The organism is Neobacillus sp. plas4, from assembly GCF_057221695.1.
Genome location: NZ_CM170152.1, coordinates 5,226,916 through 5,243,378, shown reverse-complemented (window position 1 = coordinate 5,243,378; position 16,463 = coordinate 5,226,916). Strand labels below are relative to the sequence as shown.

The window sequence follows — 16,463 nt, the reverse complement described above, 5'->3', positions numbered from 1 at the left end:
CTATTTTCGGATCAACCTGCCAGTACTCATTTACCATGCAGTTGAAAGAAAAATAATGGAATGGGAGATTTTCAATTGAATCTATTATCGTATAAGAATGCGGCAAGGGAATGGACTGAGGCTTTGCCGCTCGGAAACGGAAGAATCGGTGCGATGCATTTTGGCGGCGTCGAGACCGAACGTTTTCAATTAAATGAAGATACATTATGGTCAGGACCGCCAGAGAAGAAACGTGAATACAACGATCAGGAATCCTTGCGAAAGGTAAGGAAATTGATTGAGGATGAAAATTATGAAGAGGCGGTCAGTGAAACGAAGAATATGTTTGGTCCTTATACACAGAGCTATATGCCATTAGGGAATCTAACAATTCAATATCTTCACGGAGATGCAGCACAAAAATACGAACGGACATTAGATATTAAAAAGGCGATCTCTTCTGTCAACTATACAGTCGGAAAAATTGAATACACACGGGAAGCCTTTATTTCACACCCGCATCAGGTCTTAGCAGTAAGACTTACTAGTTCCGCTGCCAACCAATTAAATGTGATCGTTTCATTGGATAGTACGTTAAAATATAAAACTTCTAATTCTTCAAAGGAGTTGGTTTTACAAGGAATTTGTCCTGAAAAATGTGCACCCAACTATTTTCATGAAAACGAACAGCCAATTGTTTATGGTGAGTTTGGTGAAACAAAAGCGATTCATTTTGAAGGAAAACTAGGTGTTGTTTTCGATGATGGAAAGCTTGAGTCATCGAATGGAAAACTTTCCATCAAAAATGCAACCAATGTTGTTCTATATTTTTCTGTTTCCACCTCATTTAAGGGCTTTGATCAACTCCCTGGGGTCGGATTTGAAGAATTAACAGGGAAAAATGAGGCCATTCTTTCACAAGCCATGAGCATTCCTTATGAGCAATTGAAAGAAACACATATTCAAGATTATCAAACTCTTTATAACCGTGTTGAATTCTCGTTAGGACATAAACTGACAGAAGAACTGCTTGATACAGATGAAAGAGTGCAGAAATATCGTGCTGATGATTTAGGGATGGTCGAGCTTTTATTTCAATATGGACGTTATTTGCTGATCTCCTCTTCAAGGGAAGGAACCCAGCCGGCCAATTTGCAGGGGATATGGAATGATTTAACACGTGCTCCATGGTCATCCAATTACACCTTAAACATTAATACGGAAATGAATTATTGGCCTGCTGAGATGACAAATTTGTCGGAGTGCCATCGGCCGCTGTTAAAGGCAATTCAAGAGCTATCGGTAACAGGGAAGAAAATGGTATATGAACGGTATGGCATCAATGGGTGGACGGCGCATCATAATACCGATTTGTGGAGACATGCGCATCCGGTTGGGGACGATCGCCACGGTGATCCAAACTGGGCTTTTTGGCCGATGTCGGGGCCATGGCTGTGCAGCCACTTGTGGGAGCATTATCTCTATTCCGGGAATAAAGATTTCCTCCGAGAAGAAGCCTATCCGATTATGAAAGGTTCGGCACAATTTTGCCTTGACTGGCTCATGGAAGATGAAAATGGCTATTTGATCACTTCACCATCAACATCACCGGAGCATCACTTCTATGCAGAAAATGGACAAGAAGGCTCCGTTACGAAGGGATCCACAATGGATCTGCAGCTGATTTGGGATTTGTTCACGAATTGTGTGGAAGCAGCCGAGATCCTTGGCGTAGACGATGAATGGATACATCAAGTAACTAATGCAATAGAACGCCTTCATCCTTTACAGATTGGGAAGTATGGCCAATTGCAGGAATGGCTCCTTGACTATGAGGATGCCGAACTACATCATCGCCATGTCTCTCATTTGTATGGAGTCTATCCTGGTAAGCAAATCATAGATGGTCCGTTATTAGAAGCTTCTAGGCAGACATTAAATCGACGCGGCGACGCTGGAACAGGCTGGAGTCTTGGCTGGAAGATGTGCCTTTGGGCTCGTTTGAAGGATGGGGAAAGGGTAAACGCATTGCTTCATCAATTATTTAACATTTGTACGGCGAAAAGGGAAGTAATGGTTGGGGGCGGATTGTATCCGAATCTGTTAGGTGCTCACCCGCCTTTTCAAATTGATGGGAATTTCAGTTATACAGCCGGAGTTGTAGAGGTGATTATCCAATCGCACAAAGGATATGTTGAATTATTCCCGGCACTTCCTTCCACTTGGGTACAAGGATCTTTATCGGGAGTGCGGGTTCGAGGCGGATTTGAGATCAATCTTTCTTGGGATAAAATGCAGGTCAGTCAATTGGACGTAACCTGCCATGCTGAAAATGAATTTATTTTTAAAACAAACAATACTGTAATTGTTCGTGAAGAAGGAAAAGATGACATAACTATAGCGCCTGTTGATGGTTTTATTTCGATTGAAATGAACCAAAGCCAAAAATTTCAGCTGTTATTTTTATAAAAACTACTATTAAATTAAAAATCATTTGCCAGGGGTGTGAATTATGGAACAGTTAAGAATGGGTGTAATTGGAACAGGCGGGAGAAGTACAATTGTGGAATACTGGCATAATCCCACTGGAAATTCAATTGTTGTTGGAGCGGCAGATGTGTCTGTGGAAGCACTAGAAAAGTTCAAAAAGGAAATCAATGAAATCGCTTTTGTAACAACCGATTATCGAGAGCTGCTAGCAAGAGAGGATATCGATGCTGTTGCGATTTTAACGCCAGATTATCTGCATGAAGAGCATGCAACGGCAGCATTTCAGGCAGGAAAACATGTTTATTGTGAAAAACCCCTAGCCATTACCCCAGAAGGCTGTGACAGAATTCTGGATGAAGCAAAAAAGTCAGGAAAGCATTTAATGGTTGGTTTTAATATGCGATATATGAGTATGTACCAAACGATGAAAGAAATCATTGATTCAGGTGTGATCGGCGACATTAAAGCCGTATGGGTAAGGCATTTTGTCGGACTTGGGGGATATTTTTATTACCACGATTGGCACGGTACAGCTGCAAATACTACATCCTTACTGCTGCAGAAGGCTTCCCATGATATCGATGTGATTCATTGGCTGACTGGCAGCTATGCAACTAAGGTTTCCGCCTTCGGAAGTCTGGATTATTATGGTGGAGACAAGCCGAATGATTTACATTGTCCTGATTGTGAACTGAAGGATACGTGTCCAGATGCAAGTTTAGAAAGGTTAACCCAATGTGCCTTCAGAGAAGAAATCGATGTAGAAGATAATAATATGCTGATTATGGAACTAGAAGGCGGTATTAAGGCGTCCTACATGCAGTGTCACTTTACACCAGATTATTCTCGAAACTATACCATTATTGGTACAAAGGGACGTATCGAAAATGATGATGTGAATGATAAAGTTTATGTGAAAACAAGAAAGTCTGGGTTCTGGCAAGAGATGAGCGACATTACCTATGAAATGAAGAAAATGCCTGGAACACACGGTGGTGCAGACCCGCGCATTTGTGCTGATTTTGTTAATTTAGTTTTATATAATAAGCAGCCGTTAACAAACCCATTTGCCGGTCGGATGAGTGTGGCAGTTGGATGTGCGGCTACAGAATCGATTCGTTCAGGCGGGAAAGTTGTCCTTATTGAACAGGGGAGACACAAACCAAATAAATCTATGGAAGAAGATTTAGTGTGTCAGCCTTAACGTTCCTGTGCTATAATATTTAGAATTAGTAGAATATTTTTTCAAAATTTCTTTTGTTTGGGGTGGTGAAAATTTTTAGTTTAGATAGCCGCTTGTATCAAGTATGCTTGTGGATGTATCACTTCATGTATTTAAATATCCTATTTATTCTAAGTTGCATTCCGATTATTACGATTTTCCCTGCCATCGCTGCCCTTTTTGGAGTAGTAAGAAAGTGGAGAATAACGAAAGAAGTAGCGGTATTTTCTCAGTTTAAAGAAATGTTTATTGAAAATTGGAAGCAAAGCTATTTAATTGGGATTGTTTACACGGTAATCGGAGCATTTTTAATCCTTGATTTACTATTATTACAACAAATGAATGTATCATACAAAATGTTCATTCAGGTTGCGGTCCTATTTGTTAGTTTTATTGTTGGCTTATCCTTTTTAAGTATCTATCCATTGATGGTTAATATGGACACATCCTTTAAACACTTGTGTCTTAATAGTCTTAAAGTAGGTATATACAAAATTCATTTATCGATTTTTTGTATGATTATTCTTAGCGCATGGACAATTCTATCCTTACGGTTTTCCTTTTTTATTTTCTTTTTCTATTTTAGTGTTTCTGCTTATCTAATATATTGGATTGCGGATCTTAAGTTTAAACACTTAATACCAAAGAAAGAATCGGCGAATCAATTAAATAATAGGTCTGCATAGAAAAAACAGATGGAAGTCCATCTGTTTTTTTCTATGTATCTATTAATTTGTTAGATAAGTTTGAAGCGAATATGGTAGTATGAATTATTTTCCAGTTGGTGGGTTGACAGGTTTAATAGGGTAAGTGTATATTCGAATTAGTTAGAATTTTCATAACTTATAATTTTTTTATCATCTTGTTCCAACAACCCGTAAACACCATAAACAATAGATTATTACTTTCAAATACGTAAAACCTCTCTTAAATAGCTTGATTTAACCAAGAAATGTATTTCCAAAATAGAATAAAAGATTGATATCCTTTTGGAGAGAGTGCTTAACTACATAACTAAGAGGTGTTTTATAAGTGGCAAGGTTAAAAGATATCGCGGAACATGTTGGTGTATCTATATCTACCGTTTCCAGAGTCATTCAAAATGACCCATCACGAAATGTAAACCAGGAAACAAAAAATAAAATATGGGAGGCTGTGAAGGAACTTGGATATGTTCCAAACCAGCACGCCCGCAATCTGGTAAATAACCAGCAGAAAAATAGTATTACAAGGACAATGAAAATCGGCTGGGTGGCAAATCCGAAAACAGCAGAAACTAACCCTTACTACGCCGAAATCTACACGGGAATTCTTGATACGTTAACAAATCATGACTACAGCTTAATTAGTATAACGAAGGATGAAGTAGAAAACGAGGCACTGCTCCTTAAGACAATTCATGAACTGGGAATTGAGGGGCTTCTCCTAATCGACAAGATTGAGGATAGAATAATTGAATATATTCAACAAAATATTCCACTTGTTGGATTGGACTTTTCCTACACAGACAAGAATATTGCTATCATCGATTATAATCGCGAGGCAGCTATAAAAATGGTGGTCCAGCATTTCGTTACACAAGGGCATTGGAACATCGGTTTTGCCGGTGGAGGTACAGGTGAAAATTATGAAGATTTATCTGCTGAATATCGGTTTAAAGGCTATCAAGCTGCCATGGAGGAAGCGGGATTTGATATTCACCCTGATTGGGTAATCAATACAAAGTGGAGAATGGAAAATAGCTACGAGGAAATGAATCAACTCATTAAAAGGAATCCGAATCATTTACCAACAGCGATGGTTTGTGCCAGTGATCTGATGGCAATCGCTGCTATGAGAGCTGTGGTAGAAAATAATCTTAGGATTCCAGATGATATCGCTTTCTTTGGAGTGGATAATCTTGAAATGGGGAAATATTCTTCGCCTCCACTTTCAACAGTGGAGATTCCTAAATACGAAATGGGTAAGATGGCTGCAAAAACCGTCATGGAAATGGTAGAAGGGGTCATTACTCTTCCCGTCAAAATCATTTTACCATTTGAATTAGTTGTTCGGGAATCATCTGCAATAAAACGGACCTAACTGGTTCTTTTTTAAACACTATCGGGAAAACGTTTGGATTAATTACGGAAAATTTTCCGCGAATAATACACTAAACATAAATTGTAACTCATTGAGGGGAGAGGCTTAGATGAAAACAATGACAGCCATCTTAATCGGAGCTGGTGACAGGGGGGCAAGGGCATATGCTCCTTATGCTTTGGCCTATCCAAATGAATTAAAGATTGTCGGCGTGGCAGAGCCAGATGTGGAAAGACGAGCAAAATTGCAGCAAACGCACAATATTCCTAATGAAGATTGTTATGAGGCATGGGAAGAGGTATTAGATCTTAATCAAAAAAAGGCTGACATTGCGATTATTTGTACCCTTGATAGGAATCATTTTAAACCGACAATGAGAGCTTTGGAACTTGGTTATCATGTATTGTTGGAAAAACCAATGTCTCCGGATCCATTAGAATGTATTTTAATGGAACAGGCGGCAAAAAAATATAATCGGCAGCTTACCATCTGCCATGTTCTAAGGTATACAGACTTTTGGTCGAAGATAAAAAAGGTTATTGCCAAAGGAGAAATTGGTGAGGTCGTATCACTGCAATTAAATGAAAATGTAGAAGTGATGCATATGTCCCACAGTTTTGTTCGTGGCAACTGGAATAATAAAGAAAAGTCTAGCCCGATGATTTTGCAGAAATCATGCCATGATATGGATATTATTTCGTTCGTGATGGGCAAGGAATGTAAGCGCATTAGTTCTTACGGATCACTTATGCATTTTAAAGAAGAGAATGCACCGTTAGGAGCCCCGCAAAGATGTTTAGATGGCTGTCCTGCTGAACTTGAATGCCCATATCATGCTGGCATGTATTATCTTGGCCAGGGAAAGGGCTGGGCTAAGAAATTCACCGAAGATTATTCAAATGAAGGCATTATCAAAGCATTGCAAGAAACACCATACGGAAAATGTGTTTACCGCTCAGATAATAATGTCGTTGACCATCAGGTGGTCAACATGGAATTTGAGGATGGTGCAACCGCTACGTTTAGCATGTGCGGCTTTACTAGGGAGCAAACGCGCATCGTGCAAATCATGGGAACAAAAGGAGAAATTCGAGGAAATATGGAGGAAAATAGTATTTCCATCTTTGATTTCCTCACCAAGCATGAAACTGTCATAAAATTAGACAATCCAGTCGGCGGACATGGAGGCGGTGACACCGGAATCATGAGGACATTTCTCAAGGAAATTCAATTCGGAAATAATGAGGACAGTGTCTCTTCAGCATCTGCTTCAGTTAGAAGTCACCTTATGGCGTTTGCCGCTGAAGACTCAAGGCTAAATCAGGGAAAATCTATTAATCTCGATGACTATTATCATCTTTTGCTAGAAAATATTGAAGCTTAAAACAGGATTGTTTAATACTGAGTCGGCGTGACCTTTGGGGCAGGCTGGCAAACGAACATTTGGAAGGATGTGACGGTGAAAAATGGAAAATTTACAAAGAGCACCTGAACCAATGTTGGATTTAAATGAAAAAACAGATTTAACAATCAAACCAAAGAAGAGTATTCTCAAAAGAATGTGGAAAGAGCGATTTCTTTATCTATTGTTACTGCCCGGACTACTCTATTTCATTATCTATCGGTATATCCCTATGGCAGGAAACATTATCGCCTTTCAAGACTTTAGCCCCTTTCAAGGATTTCTCCATAGTGATTGGGTTGGGATGAAGCACTTTAAAACTATTTTTGAAGATCAAGAGGTTATTCGCGTATTGTGGAATACGTTATACCTCTCATTTCTCCAAATTGTCTTTGCTTTTCCAATTTCTATTATTCTAGCGATTATGCTGAATGAAGTAAGATCAAGCCTATTTAAAAGAATTATCCAATCCATTGTTTATCTTCCTCATTTTTTATCTTGGGTGGTTGTAATCGGGATTGTCACGATTTTATTAAAATCAGATGGAATTGTGAATAAAATTATTGGAGGCGTTTTCGGTATTGACTCCATTGGATTTTTACAGGATCCGCACTGGTTTATGCCATTGGTCGTTCTTGAAGTAATTTGGAAAGAATCGGGCTGGGGAACCATCATCTTCCTTGCAGCTTTATCGGGAATTAGTCCAAGTCTTTATGAAGCAGCTGCAGTTGATGGTGCTAACCGCTGGCAGCAAATATGGCATATTACTTTACCTGCGATAAAAAGTACCATTATTATCTTATTAATTTTAAGGCTGGGTAGTGTTTTGGATGTAGGGTTTGAACAGATTTATTTAATGTTAACGCCTTTTACAATGGAGGTTGGAAATGTACTTGATACCTTCGTCTACCTGAAGGGAATTCAAAACTCCGATTTCAGCTTTGCTACAGCTGTAGGGCTATTTAAGTCTGTGGTAGGACTGATCTTAATTGTTGCAGCCAATCGATTAGCAAAACGATTCGGTGACGGGGGAGTTTATTAAGATAGGAGGGGTTACATGTGCTGAAAAGTAGAAAAACTTCAGAGAAAATAGTTGATAGTTTGAACATTGTTCTTCTAACTCTTATTGCATTGTCCATGCTGTTTCCTTTTTATTACATGTTTGTAGTTTCGTTTGCAACATATGAAGAATTTGTCAAAACCGATTTACTTCTATTTCCAAAGACATGGGTGTTAGATGCATATGAGTATATATTAGGCTCAAAAGAATTCATCCGCTCCTTAGGTGTGACCATTTATGTTACCGTCGTTGGTACATTTGTCAGTCTATTATTGACGGCAATGATGGCTTATGCACTTTCAAGAAATATACTAGGACAGAAAATTTATGTTGTTCTCGTATTATTTACATTTGTTTTCGGTGCAGGCATGATTCCTACGTATATGATTGTTCAGGCAACAGGACTAATGGACTCATTATGGTCTCTAATTATTCCGGGTGCGATTAGCTCGTTTAATTTAATTGTAATGAGACAGTTTTTCATGTCCTTACCAATGGATTTAACGGAAGCTGCGATTATTGATGGAGCGAATGATTTGCAAATTTTTGCGAAAATTATCCTCCCGCTATCGAAACCGGCATTAGCAGCATTTGGATTGTTTTATGCGGTAGGGATCTGGAACTCTTATTTCACTGCCCTGCTTTATATTAGTGATCCTGCCAAATGGACGGTACAGGTCGTGCTCAGACAGCTAGTCATTTTAAATCAAGGGAATTTACTTGATACTGGAATGCAGGCAAGTATGGATAATCCACCACCTGCAGAAACAGTTGGTATGGCTGCTATTCTTGTTGCAACTATTCCTATTTTGATTGTCTATCCGTTCCTTCAAAAACATTTTGCGAAGGGTGTGATGCTTGGCTCAGTAAAAGAGTAGCATTCATTCGATTGTGCATTTTTAGGGAGAAGAAATCTAAATCAAGGGGGAAACAATTAGATGAAACGATTCATGTCTATCACTTTATCTTCGATTCTCTTAGCTGGTACACTAGCTGCCTGTTCACCAGGTGAGGAAAAGGCATCATCCAGCAGTTCTAAAGATGGTAAAGATAGTAAATTTACCATTAGCTGGTTTGACGGAACATGGGAGAATCCTGTACCAGAACCCGGAAATGAAGCTGTGAAGCAAATTAATGAAAAGTTTAATGTTGATTTCAAGCCACAATACATTCCATTTGATTTATATGATGATAAATTGACAGTTAAAATGGCCTCTGGTGATATTCCAGATGTGATAGGTACAGAAGGGGCAGATACTAATTATATCAAGTGGTCTAAACAAGGTGCATTCTTACCGCTTAATGATTATGTAGATAAGTATGAAACGTTTAAGGATATTCCCCAATCTGTATGGGATGCAGTTTCAGTAGATGGAAAAAAATACGGAATCCCGCTTTATTTTCCTTCTAAAGGCGGTAAAAAGCCTGTTATTCGTCAAGACTGGCTTGATAAGCTAGGGTTAACGATGCCTACAAACTTTGATGAATTAAAAGAAGTTGCCATTGCATTCGCAACGAAAGATCCTGATGGGAATGGCAAGAATGACACAGTGGGGTTAGGACTTGCGAAAGGGATGGCATATGACCCAAGCTTTGGTGCTTATTGGGGCAACTCTTGGTATCATGAAAATAAGGATGGTCAATTGATTCCAGGTCAAATTTCTGAAGGCAGTAAAGAAAAAGTTACCTATTTGTATGAGATGTTTAAAGCTGGTGCGATTGATAAAGACTGGGCGATTAAACCTTATAATGATGTATTTAAAGACTTTAACGCTGGTAAAGTGGGAATTTGGTATGAACAACCAGGGAATGACAAAGGCTCACAGCCAAATAATCTGGATTTAGCGACCTTAAGAAAGACGGCTCCAGATGCTGAAATTGCCGCAATTCCGCCTTTTGTAGCTCCTGACAAATCCCAAGGTTTTGTTGGAGGAAGCGGTTATTATCGTATTTGGATGCTAAGCTCCAAACTGAAGGATGATCCGAAAAAAGTCGAGAAAATATTAGAAATGATGGATTATATGGCTAAGTATGTACCTGCAGATCAACAAACACCTGATAATGAGTATTTTGATTGGATCATGGGCGGAAATGGCAAAGGCTATAATATTGTCGATGGTGCGCCGCAATTAACTGAGGAATTTAGCAAGTTTGCACCGATTGCTTTGTTCAACCAGAAACAAGGCGGATGGAACATGGATAATCAAGCAATGAAAGACTATGTCACACAATCCAAGGCACCAGAAGCGAAGGAATTCAATACACTTATGGGTGATATGTTAAGTAATGCGGATTTTTATGTGAGTCCTGTAGGCCGGATCCATTCGGACGCTTATAATGAAAAGAACGCAGCATTAACAGAATACGCAACAAATGAATTAACAAAGATGGTTGTAGGACAAAGGCCAATTTCCGATTGGGATAAATACGTTGATGAGTATTTAGCTAAGGGCGGAAAAGATGTTATTGAGGATGTTAACAAGCTAATCAAAGAAAGTAATATTAAAGCTGAATGGGTTAAAGCGAAATAGCTTAAGTGATAAGAATCCCCTGAATTAAAATTTCGGGGGATTTTTTAAAAGTTTATTGTGGGGGGGAAGGACCTATATATGAAAAGGCCAAATATTTTGCTGATTACGACTGATCAGCAACATTGGAATACAATTGGCACGTTTAATAATGAAATTTCAACTCCTAATTTAAATCGCTTAGCGAAAGAGGGAACCACATTTTCGCGGGCGTATTGTCCAAATCCTACCTGCACACCCAGCAGGGCATCCATTATTACGGGGATGTATCCAAGCCAGCACGGAGCCTGGGCTTTAGGGACCAAATTATCTGAAGATGTCCGAACAATAGGTCATGAATTAAAGGATGATGGTTATCAAACTGCACTTATCGGAAAGGCTCATTTTCAGCCATTAAAATCAAATGATACATATTCTTCTTTAGAATCCTATCCTATTTTGCAAGATTTAGAATTTTGGAGAACATTTAATGGGCCATTTTATGGCTTTGATTATGTGGAATTAGCAAGAAATCATACCAATGAAGCACATGTTGGACAGCATTATGCGCTATGGATGGAAGAAAAGGGCTGTAAAAATTGGAGAGACTACTACTTGCCGCCAACTGGTTCGATGGATCAATCGATACAATATAAATGGCAAATACCAGAAGAATTTCATTACAATACTTGGATTTCAGAGCGCTCAAATACTACACTTGAAAAATACAAAGAGAATAATGAAAGTTTTTTCTTATGGGCAAGCTTTTTTGACCCGCATCCGCCATATCTTGTCCCTGAGCCTTGGGACACCATGTACGATCCGGAAAAATTGACGATTCCAAAGGTTGTACCTGGGGAACACGATACAAACCCTCCGCATTTTCAACTGACTCAAGAAGTGAATCCTGATTTTTCAGAGTATGTTGAAGAGAAATTTGGGAATATCGGGTTTCATTCTCACATGAACATTTCTGAAGAAGAAGCAAAGCAAAATATGGCTGTTTATTATGGAATGATTAGTATGCTAGATAAGTATGTTGGGAAAATTCTGGATAAATTAGATGAACTGGGATTGTCTGAGAATACAATTGTCGTTTTTACAACTGATCACGGACATTTATTTGGACAGCATGGACTACATGATAAGGGTGGTTTCCACTATGAAGATTTGTTAAGGCTTCCGTTTATCGTCCGATATCCAAATCGTGTACCCGATGACCGCATTTGTCCATCGATGCAATCGCTTGTGGACTTAGCTCCTACCTTTTTAAGTTTTGCAGGAATTCCAATTCCAAGGACAATGACCGGAGTGGATCAAAAAGAAGTTTGGACCGGGAAGAATGGTATGGCGAGGGACCATGTGATATGCGAATATCGAAATCAACCAACAAAAGTTCATCAAAAAACCTTTATAGGGGAGCGGTATAAAATTACCGTGTATTTTAACGAAACGTACGGTGAATTATTTGATTTGAAAGAGGATCCAGAAGAAATTCGAAATGTTTGGAACGCTCCTGAATACCGTGAAATACGAGAGCAGTTATTATTTCATTATATTTGGGCTGAGCTTGCAAAAGAACCGATGTCGATGCCAAGAATATCTGGAGCATAATCAATTAAATAAATAGATCTGCATAGAAAAAAACAGATGGAAGTCCATCTGTTTTTTTTCTATGTATCTATCAATTTGCCAAATATATTGACAATTAGGGATTGGTTTGTTAATTTAATGTTATCGGTAACACAAAAACAAGTCGGGAGGGGTCACTATCAAAATCATTGATTCGCACCAACATTTTTGGAAACTGGAGCGAGGGGATTACGACTGGCTCACGCAAGATAGGGGTATCCTTTTCCAAGACTATACACCAGAAGATTTACTGCCTTCATTAGAAAAACATTCGATCTCTGGAACGGTCCTTGTTCAAGCGGCACCTACCTACGAAGAGACATTATATCTCTTATCGCTATATGAAAGATATGAATGGATTTACGGTATTGTTGGCTGGTTAGATTTATCATCTCCTGCCTTTCCCGAACAGCTAGATTTCTTAATGAAGCAGCAAGGAATTGTTGGGTTACGCCCGATGTTACAGGATATTGAAAAGGATGATTGGATTCTACAGGAACGAGTGATAAAGAATTTGAGGCTGCTTGTTTCAAATGACCTGCCCCTTGATTTATTAATCACCGAAAGACATATTCCTTCTATTGATGCTTTACTAGAGAAGCTTCCAACATTGCGGGTTGTCATTGATCATATTGCGAAACCGATTGTTTCTATAGAGGAGTTCAAAAAGTGGAAAGAGGATATGAACCTGCTTGCTAAATTCCCAAATGTTTGGTGTAAATTATCCGGATTTATGACGCTGGCTGATTCTTGGGAAGCAGCTGATTTTACACCTTATATCCACCATATTGTTCGGGCCTTTGGGTCTTCCCGTATCTTATTTGGCAGCGATTGGCCGGTCTGTTTAGCTGGAGGAAGCTTTGAGCAAGCCATACAGATTGTAAGTAAAAACTTACCGAATTCATTAAGCGGCTCAGAAAGGGAGCAAATTTTTTCTATCAATGCAAAAACATTTTATAAGCTGAGTGAAAGGAGTACAAAATATGAAGCTGGCAAATGAGCAGGATTTAACAAGTATTGTTATGTCCGAGATTGATAATGTTGCTACCCTGTTAAAGGAAGTAGAAGCTGGAGAAAACTTACAGTATGCAATCAACGGCAAAAAAGAATCTATAACAGCCAAACAAGCCATTCCATTTGGACATAAAATAGCCATCAAACCAATTCAGCCATCTGAACAAGTTGTCAAGTATGGGCAGGTTATTGGTGCTGCTACTGTTGAAATTTTCCCGGGACAACATGTTCATGTACATAATATCGAGGGAATTAGAGGCAGAGGGGATAAAAAGAAGGGGGAGTAACATTCATGAATATGATCAAGGGGTATCGCCGGGCAAATGGGAAAATGGGAATACGCAATCATTTATTAATCATTCCTACTGTCGTGTGTGCGAATCATGTAGCGAATCGAATTCAGCAATCCGTTCATGATTCCGTTGCAATTCCGCATCAGCATGGCTGCAGCCAGATCGGAGAAGACAAGGAACGGACATTTAACATTCTCGCAGGAATGGGAAAAAATCCAAATGTCGGTGCTGTTCTTTTAGTCAGTCTAGGATGTGAAGTGATTAACGCCAAAGAATTGCAAGAAGTCATTCAAGAAACGGGTAAACCGGTAGAGTGGATTGATATTCAAAATGAAGGCGGTTCCATAAAAGCCATTCAAAACGGAATTAACATTGCGAAGCAATTATTTAACGAGATTGAGAAAATACCTCAGGTCGATGTACCGCTATCTGAATTAATCGTTGGGGTAAAATGCGGCGGTTCTGATGCTACTTCTGGATTATGCAGCAACCCTGTATTAGGAAAGGCGTCAGATATGCTATTGGATCAAGGTGGAACCATCGTAATGGGGGAAACAACGGAGATTATCGGTGCTGAACATATTGTGGCTCAAAGTGCCGTCAGTGAAGAGGTAGCCAATAAGCTGTATTCCTATGTAGATAAGTTTGAAAAAGAAGTAGAACGGATTGGAGCAGACATGCGCGGGGGAAATCCAAGCCCAGGTAATATTGAAGGCGGTTTGTCCACTATCGAGGAAAAATCTCTTGGATGCATCAGTAAAGCAGGTTCAGCACCATTGAAAGACGTACTAGCGTTTGCTGAAGAGATTCCAGGGAACGGCTATTACTTTATGGATTCTCCAGGGAATGATATTGAGTGTGTTTCTGGTATGGCTGCAGCCGGTGTTCATATGGTTTGTTTTACAACGGGACGAGGGACACCAACAGGAAATCCGATTATTCCCGTTATCAAAATTACTGGGAATGAACATACGGCTGTCAAAATGGGCGATAACATTGATATTGATACAAGTGCCGTGATGAAAGGAAAAGAAACAATCGAGGAAGCGGGCAATCGTATTCTAGAAACAGTAATTAAAGCTGCACAGGGTGAACTGGTAAAAGCTGAGATTTTAGGTCATCAAGAATTTAGTATCAGCAGAATCAGTATCAGCCTCTAAACATTGATAAGGGAGGTTTATTGATATGGGGAAATTAAGTAATCGAACTGCGCTTGTCACAGGCGGAAGCCGGGGAATCGGAGCAGCCATTGTTCTGAGGTTGGCGGAAGAAGGGGCAAATGTGGCAATCAACTATACTTCACCTCGTTCATTAGAAAAAGCAACTGCTTTAAAAGAAAAAGTAGAGGAACAGTTTTCTATTAAAGCGATGGTTGTGAAAGCAAATGTTGGGATTAAGGATGAAGTTGACCAAATGATCGACTTAGTTAAAAAAGAATTAGGACCGGTGGAGATCCTAGTGAATAATGCAGGGATTGCGCCATTCGAACCATTTTTAAGTGTTTCTGAAAAAACGTGGGATGAAACGTATCAGACCAATGTAAAATCAATATTTTTAACTTCCCAAAGAGTTGCACCTAATATGATCAAAAATAGATATGGAAAAATTATAAATATTACATCAACGGCGAGTGTTCTTGTGACGAGCCCGGTGATTCCGCATTATATATCATCAAAAGCAGCAGCTAGTCATTTAACCAAAGCGCTGGCGATTGAATTAGGAAAATACAATATTAATGTCAATGCAGTTGGACCGAGTACGGTTGCAACAGATATGTGCGAAGAATATCTCGAAGACCCACAAATTCTTGCAAAAGAAATTGAAGCTAATCCAATGAAGAGACTAGGTACAGAAAAACAAATTGGTGATGCTGTTGTATTTTTATCTTCTGAAGAAGCGATGCAAATTAATGGTCATCTTTTAATGGTAGATGGTGGATTAACCGTTAAAGCAGCACAGCCTGAGGATCATATGGATCATGATATGGAGGTCACATTATGAGATTGCTTGACAAAATAGCTGTCATTACTGGCGGCGGCAGTGGAATTGGAAGGGCAACAGCTCAATTATTCGCAAAAGAAGGCGCTTTTGTTATCATCACAGACATACATCGTGAAAATGGACAAGGAACGGTAAGTGAAATTGAAAAACAAGGCGGAAAAGCAGCATTTTTTGAAGTGGATGTGACTGCCCCCGAAGAGGTTGAGTCTGCGATCCAGCAGATTAAAGAGACGTATAAAAAAATAGATATTTTATTCAACAATGCAGGGATCAGTAATGTTGGAAGAGTGGATGAAGTAGAGCCGGATGTATGGGATCGGATTATGAGTGTGAATGTAAAGGGCGTTTATCTGCCTTCTAAATACACGCTCCCTTATATGATGGAGCAAAAGTCAGGAGTCGTCATTAATATGTCATCCTGCGCTGCGGAAATGGGACTGGCAAAGCGGGCCGCCTATTCAGCAACAAAAGGGGCAGTCCTTGCACTGACCAAGGCGATGCAAGTGGACTATGCTCCATATAATATTCGTGTGAACGCTTTGTTACCTGGAACCATATTTACACCTTTTGTTGAAAATTATTTAAAAACTTCTTACGATGACCCTTCAGCAGCAATCGAAGGCATTAAGAAAAGACAATTAAGCGGAGATTTAGGAAGACCGGAAGATGTGGCCAAAGCGGCATTATTCCTTGCTTCCGATGAGTCTTCTTTCATGATGGGATCTCCACTTTATATTGATGGCGGCGTTGTTTTTGGGAAGAATGCATAGGAGGATGAATA

The 16,463-nt window shown here is 39.3% G+C and carries 14 protein-coding genes; all 14 read left to right on the top strand.

Annotation, left to right across the window (positions count from 1 at the left end):
- Positions 1-75: 75 nt before the first annotated feature.
- The 14 genes from AC2TFD_RS26380 (at position 76) to AC2TFD_RS26315 (ending at position 16,452) form a co-directional block, all read left to right on the top strand.
- A complete protein-coding gene (locus AC2TFD_RS26380) occupies positions 76-2,448 on the top strand; it encodes a glycoside hydrolase family 95 protein (RefSeq protein WP_484674248.1) in 2,373 nt (790 codons plus the stop codon).
- Positions 2,449-2,491: 43 nt separating this feature from the next.
- On the top strand, positions 2,492-3,673 hold the full coding sequence (locus AC2TFD_RS26375; protein ID WP_484674247.1) for a Gfo/Idh/MocA family protein: 1,182 nt from the start codon (positions 2,492-2,494) through the stop codon (positions 3,671-3,673).
- A gap of 125 nt (positions 3,674-3,798) precedes the next feature.
- Complete coding sequence (locus AC2TFD_RS26370; protein WP_484674246.1) at positions 3,799-4,377, top strand: YesL family protein; 579 nt, start codon at positions 3,799-3,801, stop codon at positions 4,375-4,377.
- A 346-nt stretch (positions 4,378-4,723) separates the two neighbouring features.
- Positions 4,724-5,773, top strand: coding sequence for a LacI family DNA-binding transcriptional regulator (locus AC2TFD_RS26365; protein WP_484674245.1), 1,050 nt, complete (start codon positions 4,724-4,726; stop codon positions 5,771-5,773).
- A gap of 109 nt (positions 5,774-5,882) precedes the next feature.
- Positions 5,883-7,157: a Gfo/Idh/MocA family protein gene (locus AC2TFD_RS26360; protein ID WP_484674244.1), complete on the top strand. Its 1,275-nt coding sequence runs from the start codon at positions 5,883-5,885 to the stop codon at positions 7,155-7,157.
- 112 nt (positions 7,158-7,269) lie between these two features.
- The gene (locus tag AC2TFD_RS26355; RefSeq protein ID WP_484676364.1) at positions 7,270-8,217 is read left to right on the top strand and encodes an ABC transporter permease; all 948 of its coding nucleotides are present in this window, start codon (positions 7,270-7,272) and stop codon (positions 8,215-8,217) included.
- 20 nt (positions 8,218-8,237) lie between these two features.
- Positions 8,238-9,113 (top strand): carbohydrate ABC transporter permease, encoded by an 876-nt coding sequence (locus AC2TFD_RS26350; RefSeq protein WP_484676363.1) that lies wholly within the window; start codon positions 8,238-8,240, stop codon positions 9,111-9,113.
- Between the two features lie 60 nt (positions 9,114-9,173).
- The gene (locus AC2TFD_RS26345) at positions 9,174-10,766 is read left to right on the top strand and encodes an extracellular solute-binding protein (RefSeq protein WP_335519319.1); all 1,593 of its coding nucleotides are present in this window, start codon (positions 9,174-9,176) and stop codon (positions 10,764-10,766) included.
- A gap of 78 nt (positions 10,767-10,844) precedes the next feature.
- The gene (locus AC2TFD_RS26340) at positions 10,845-12,356 is read left to right on the top strand and encodes a sulfatase family protein (protein ID WP_484674243.1); all 1,512 of its coding nucleotides are present in this window, start codon (positions 10,845-10,847) and stop codon (positions 12,354-12,356) included.
- Between the two features lie 157 nt (positions 12,357-12,513).
- The gene (locus AC2TFD_RS26335; protein WP_335512465.1) at positions 12,514-13,374 is read left to right on the top strand and encodes an amidohydrolase family protein; all 861 of its coding nucleotides are present in this window, start codon (positions 12,514-12,516) and stop codon (positions 13,372-13,374) included.
- Positions 13,358-13,675, top strand: a complete 318-nt coding sequence (locus AC2TFD_RS26330; protein WP_335512463.1) for a UxaA family hydrolase — start codon at positions 13,358-13,360, stop codon at positions 13,673-13,675. The genes AC2TFD_RS26335 and AC2TFD_RS26330 overlap by 17 nt, the downstream gene beginning before the upstream one ends.
- Before the next feature lie 5 nt (positions 13,676-13,680).
- Entirely contained in the window at positions 13,681-14,841 is a 1,161-nt protein-coding gene (locus AC2TFD_RS26325; protein WP_484674242.1) for a UxaA family hydrolase, read from the top strand.
- Positions 14,842-14,866: 25 nt separating this feature from the next.
- Positions 14,867-15,682 (top strand): SDR family NAD(P)-dependent oxidoreductase, encoded by an 816-nt coding sequence (locus tag AC2TFD_RS26320; RefSeq protein WP_335512458.1) that lies wholly within the window; start codon positions 14,867-14,869, stop codon positions 15,680-15,682.
- Positions 15,679-16,452, top strand: coding sequence for an SDR family NAD(P)-dependent oxidoreductase (locus AC2TFD_RS26315; RefSeq protein WP_484674241.1), 774 nt, complete (start codon positions 15,679-15,681; stop codon positions 16,450-16,452). The genes AC2TFD_RS26320 and AC2TFD_RS26315 overlap by 4 nt, the downstream gene beginning before the upstream one ends.
- Positions 16,453-16,463 lie beyond the last annotated feature (11 nt).

What these genes read in the sequence shown, in the direction of transcription:
- AC2TFD_RS26330 (WP_335512463.1), top strand. Translation starts at nt 13,358, where the DNA reads ATGAAGCTGGCAAATGAGCAGGATTTAACAAGTATTGTTATGTCCGAG.
- AC2TFD_RS26320 (WP_335512458.1), top strand. Translation starts at nt 14,867, where the DNA reads ATGGGGAAATTAAGTAATCGAACTGCGCTTGTCACAGGCGGAAGCCGG.
- AC2TFD_RS26355 (WP_484676364.1), top strand. Translation starts at nt 7,270, where the DNA reads ATGTTGGATTTAAATGAAAAAACAGATTTAACAATCAAACCAAAGAAG.
- AC2TFD_RS26315 (WP_484674241.1), top strand. Translation starts at nt 15,679, where the DNA reads ATGAGATTGCTTGACAAAATAGCTGTCATTACTGGCGGCGGCAGTGGA.
- AC2TFD_RS26345 (WP_335519319.1), top strand. Translation starts at nt 9,174, where the DNA reads ATGAAACGATTCATGTCTATCACTTTATCTTCGATTCTCTTAGCTGGT.
- AC2TFD_RS26325 (WP_484674242.1), top strand. Translation starts at nt 13,681, where the DNA reads ATGAATATGATCAAGGGGTATCGCCGGGCAAATGGGAAAATGGGAATA.
- AC2TFD_RS26340 (WP_484674243.1), top strand. Translation starts at nt 10,845, where the DNA reads ATGAAAAGGCCAAATATTTTGCTGATTACGACTGATCAGCAACATTGG.
- AC2TFD_RS26375 (WP_484674247.1), top strand. Translation starts at nt 2,492, where the DNA reads ATGGAACAGTTAAGAATGGGTGTAATTGGAACAGGCGGGAGAAGTACA.
- AC2TFD_RS26370 (WP_484674246.1), top strand. Translation starts at nt 3,799, where the DNA reads ATGTATTTAAATATCCTATTTATTCTAAGTTGCATTCCGATTATTACG.
- AC2TFD_RS26360 (WP_484674244.1), top strand. Translation starts at nt 5,883, where the DNA reads ATGAAAACAATGACAGCCATCTTAATCGGAGCTGGTGACAGGGGGGCA.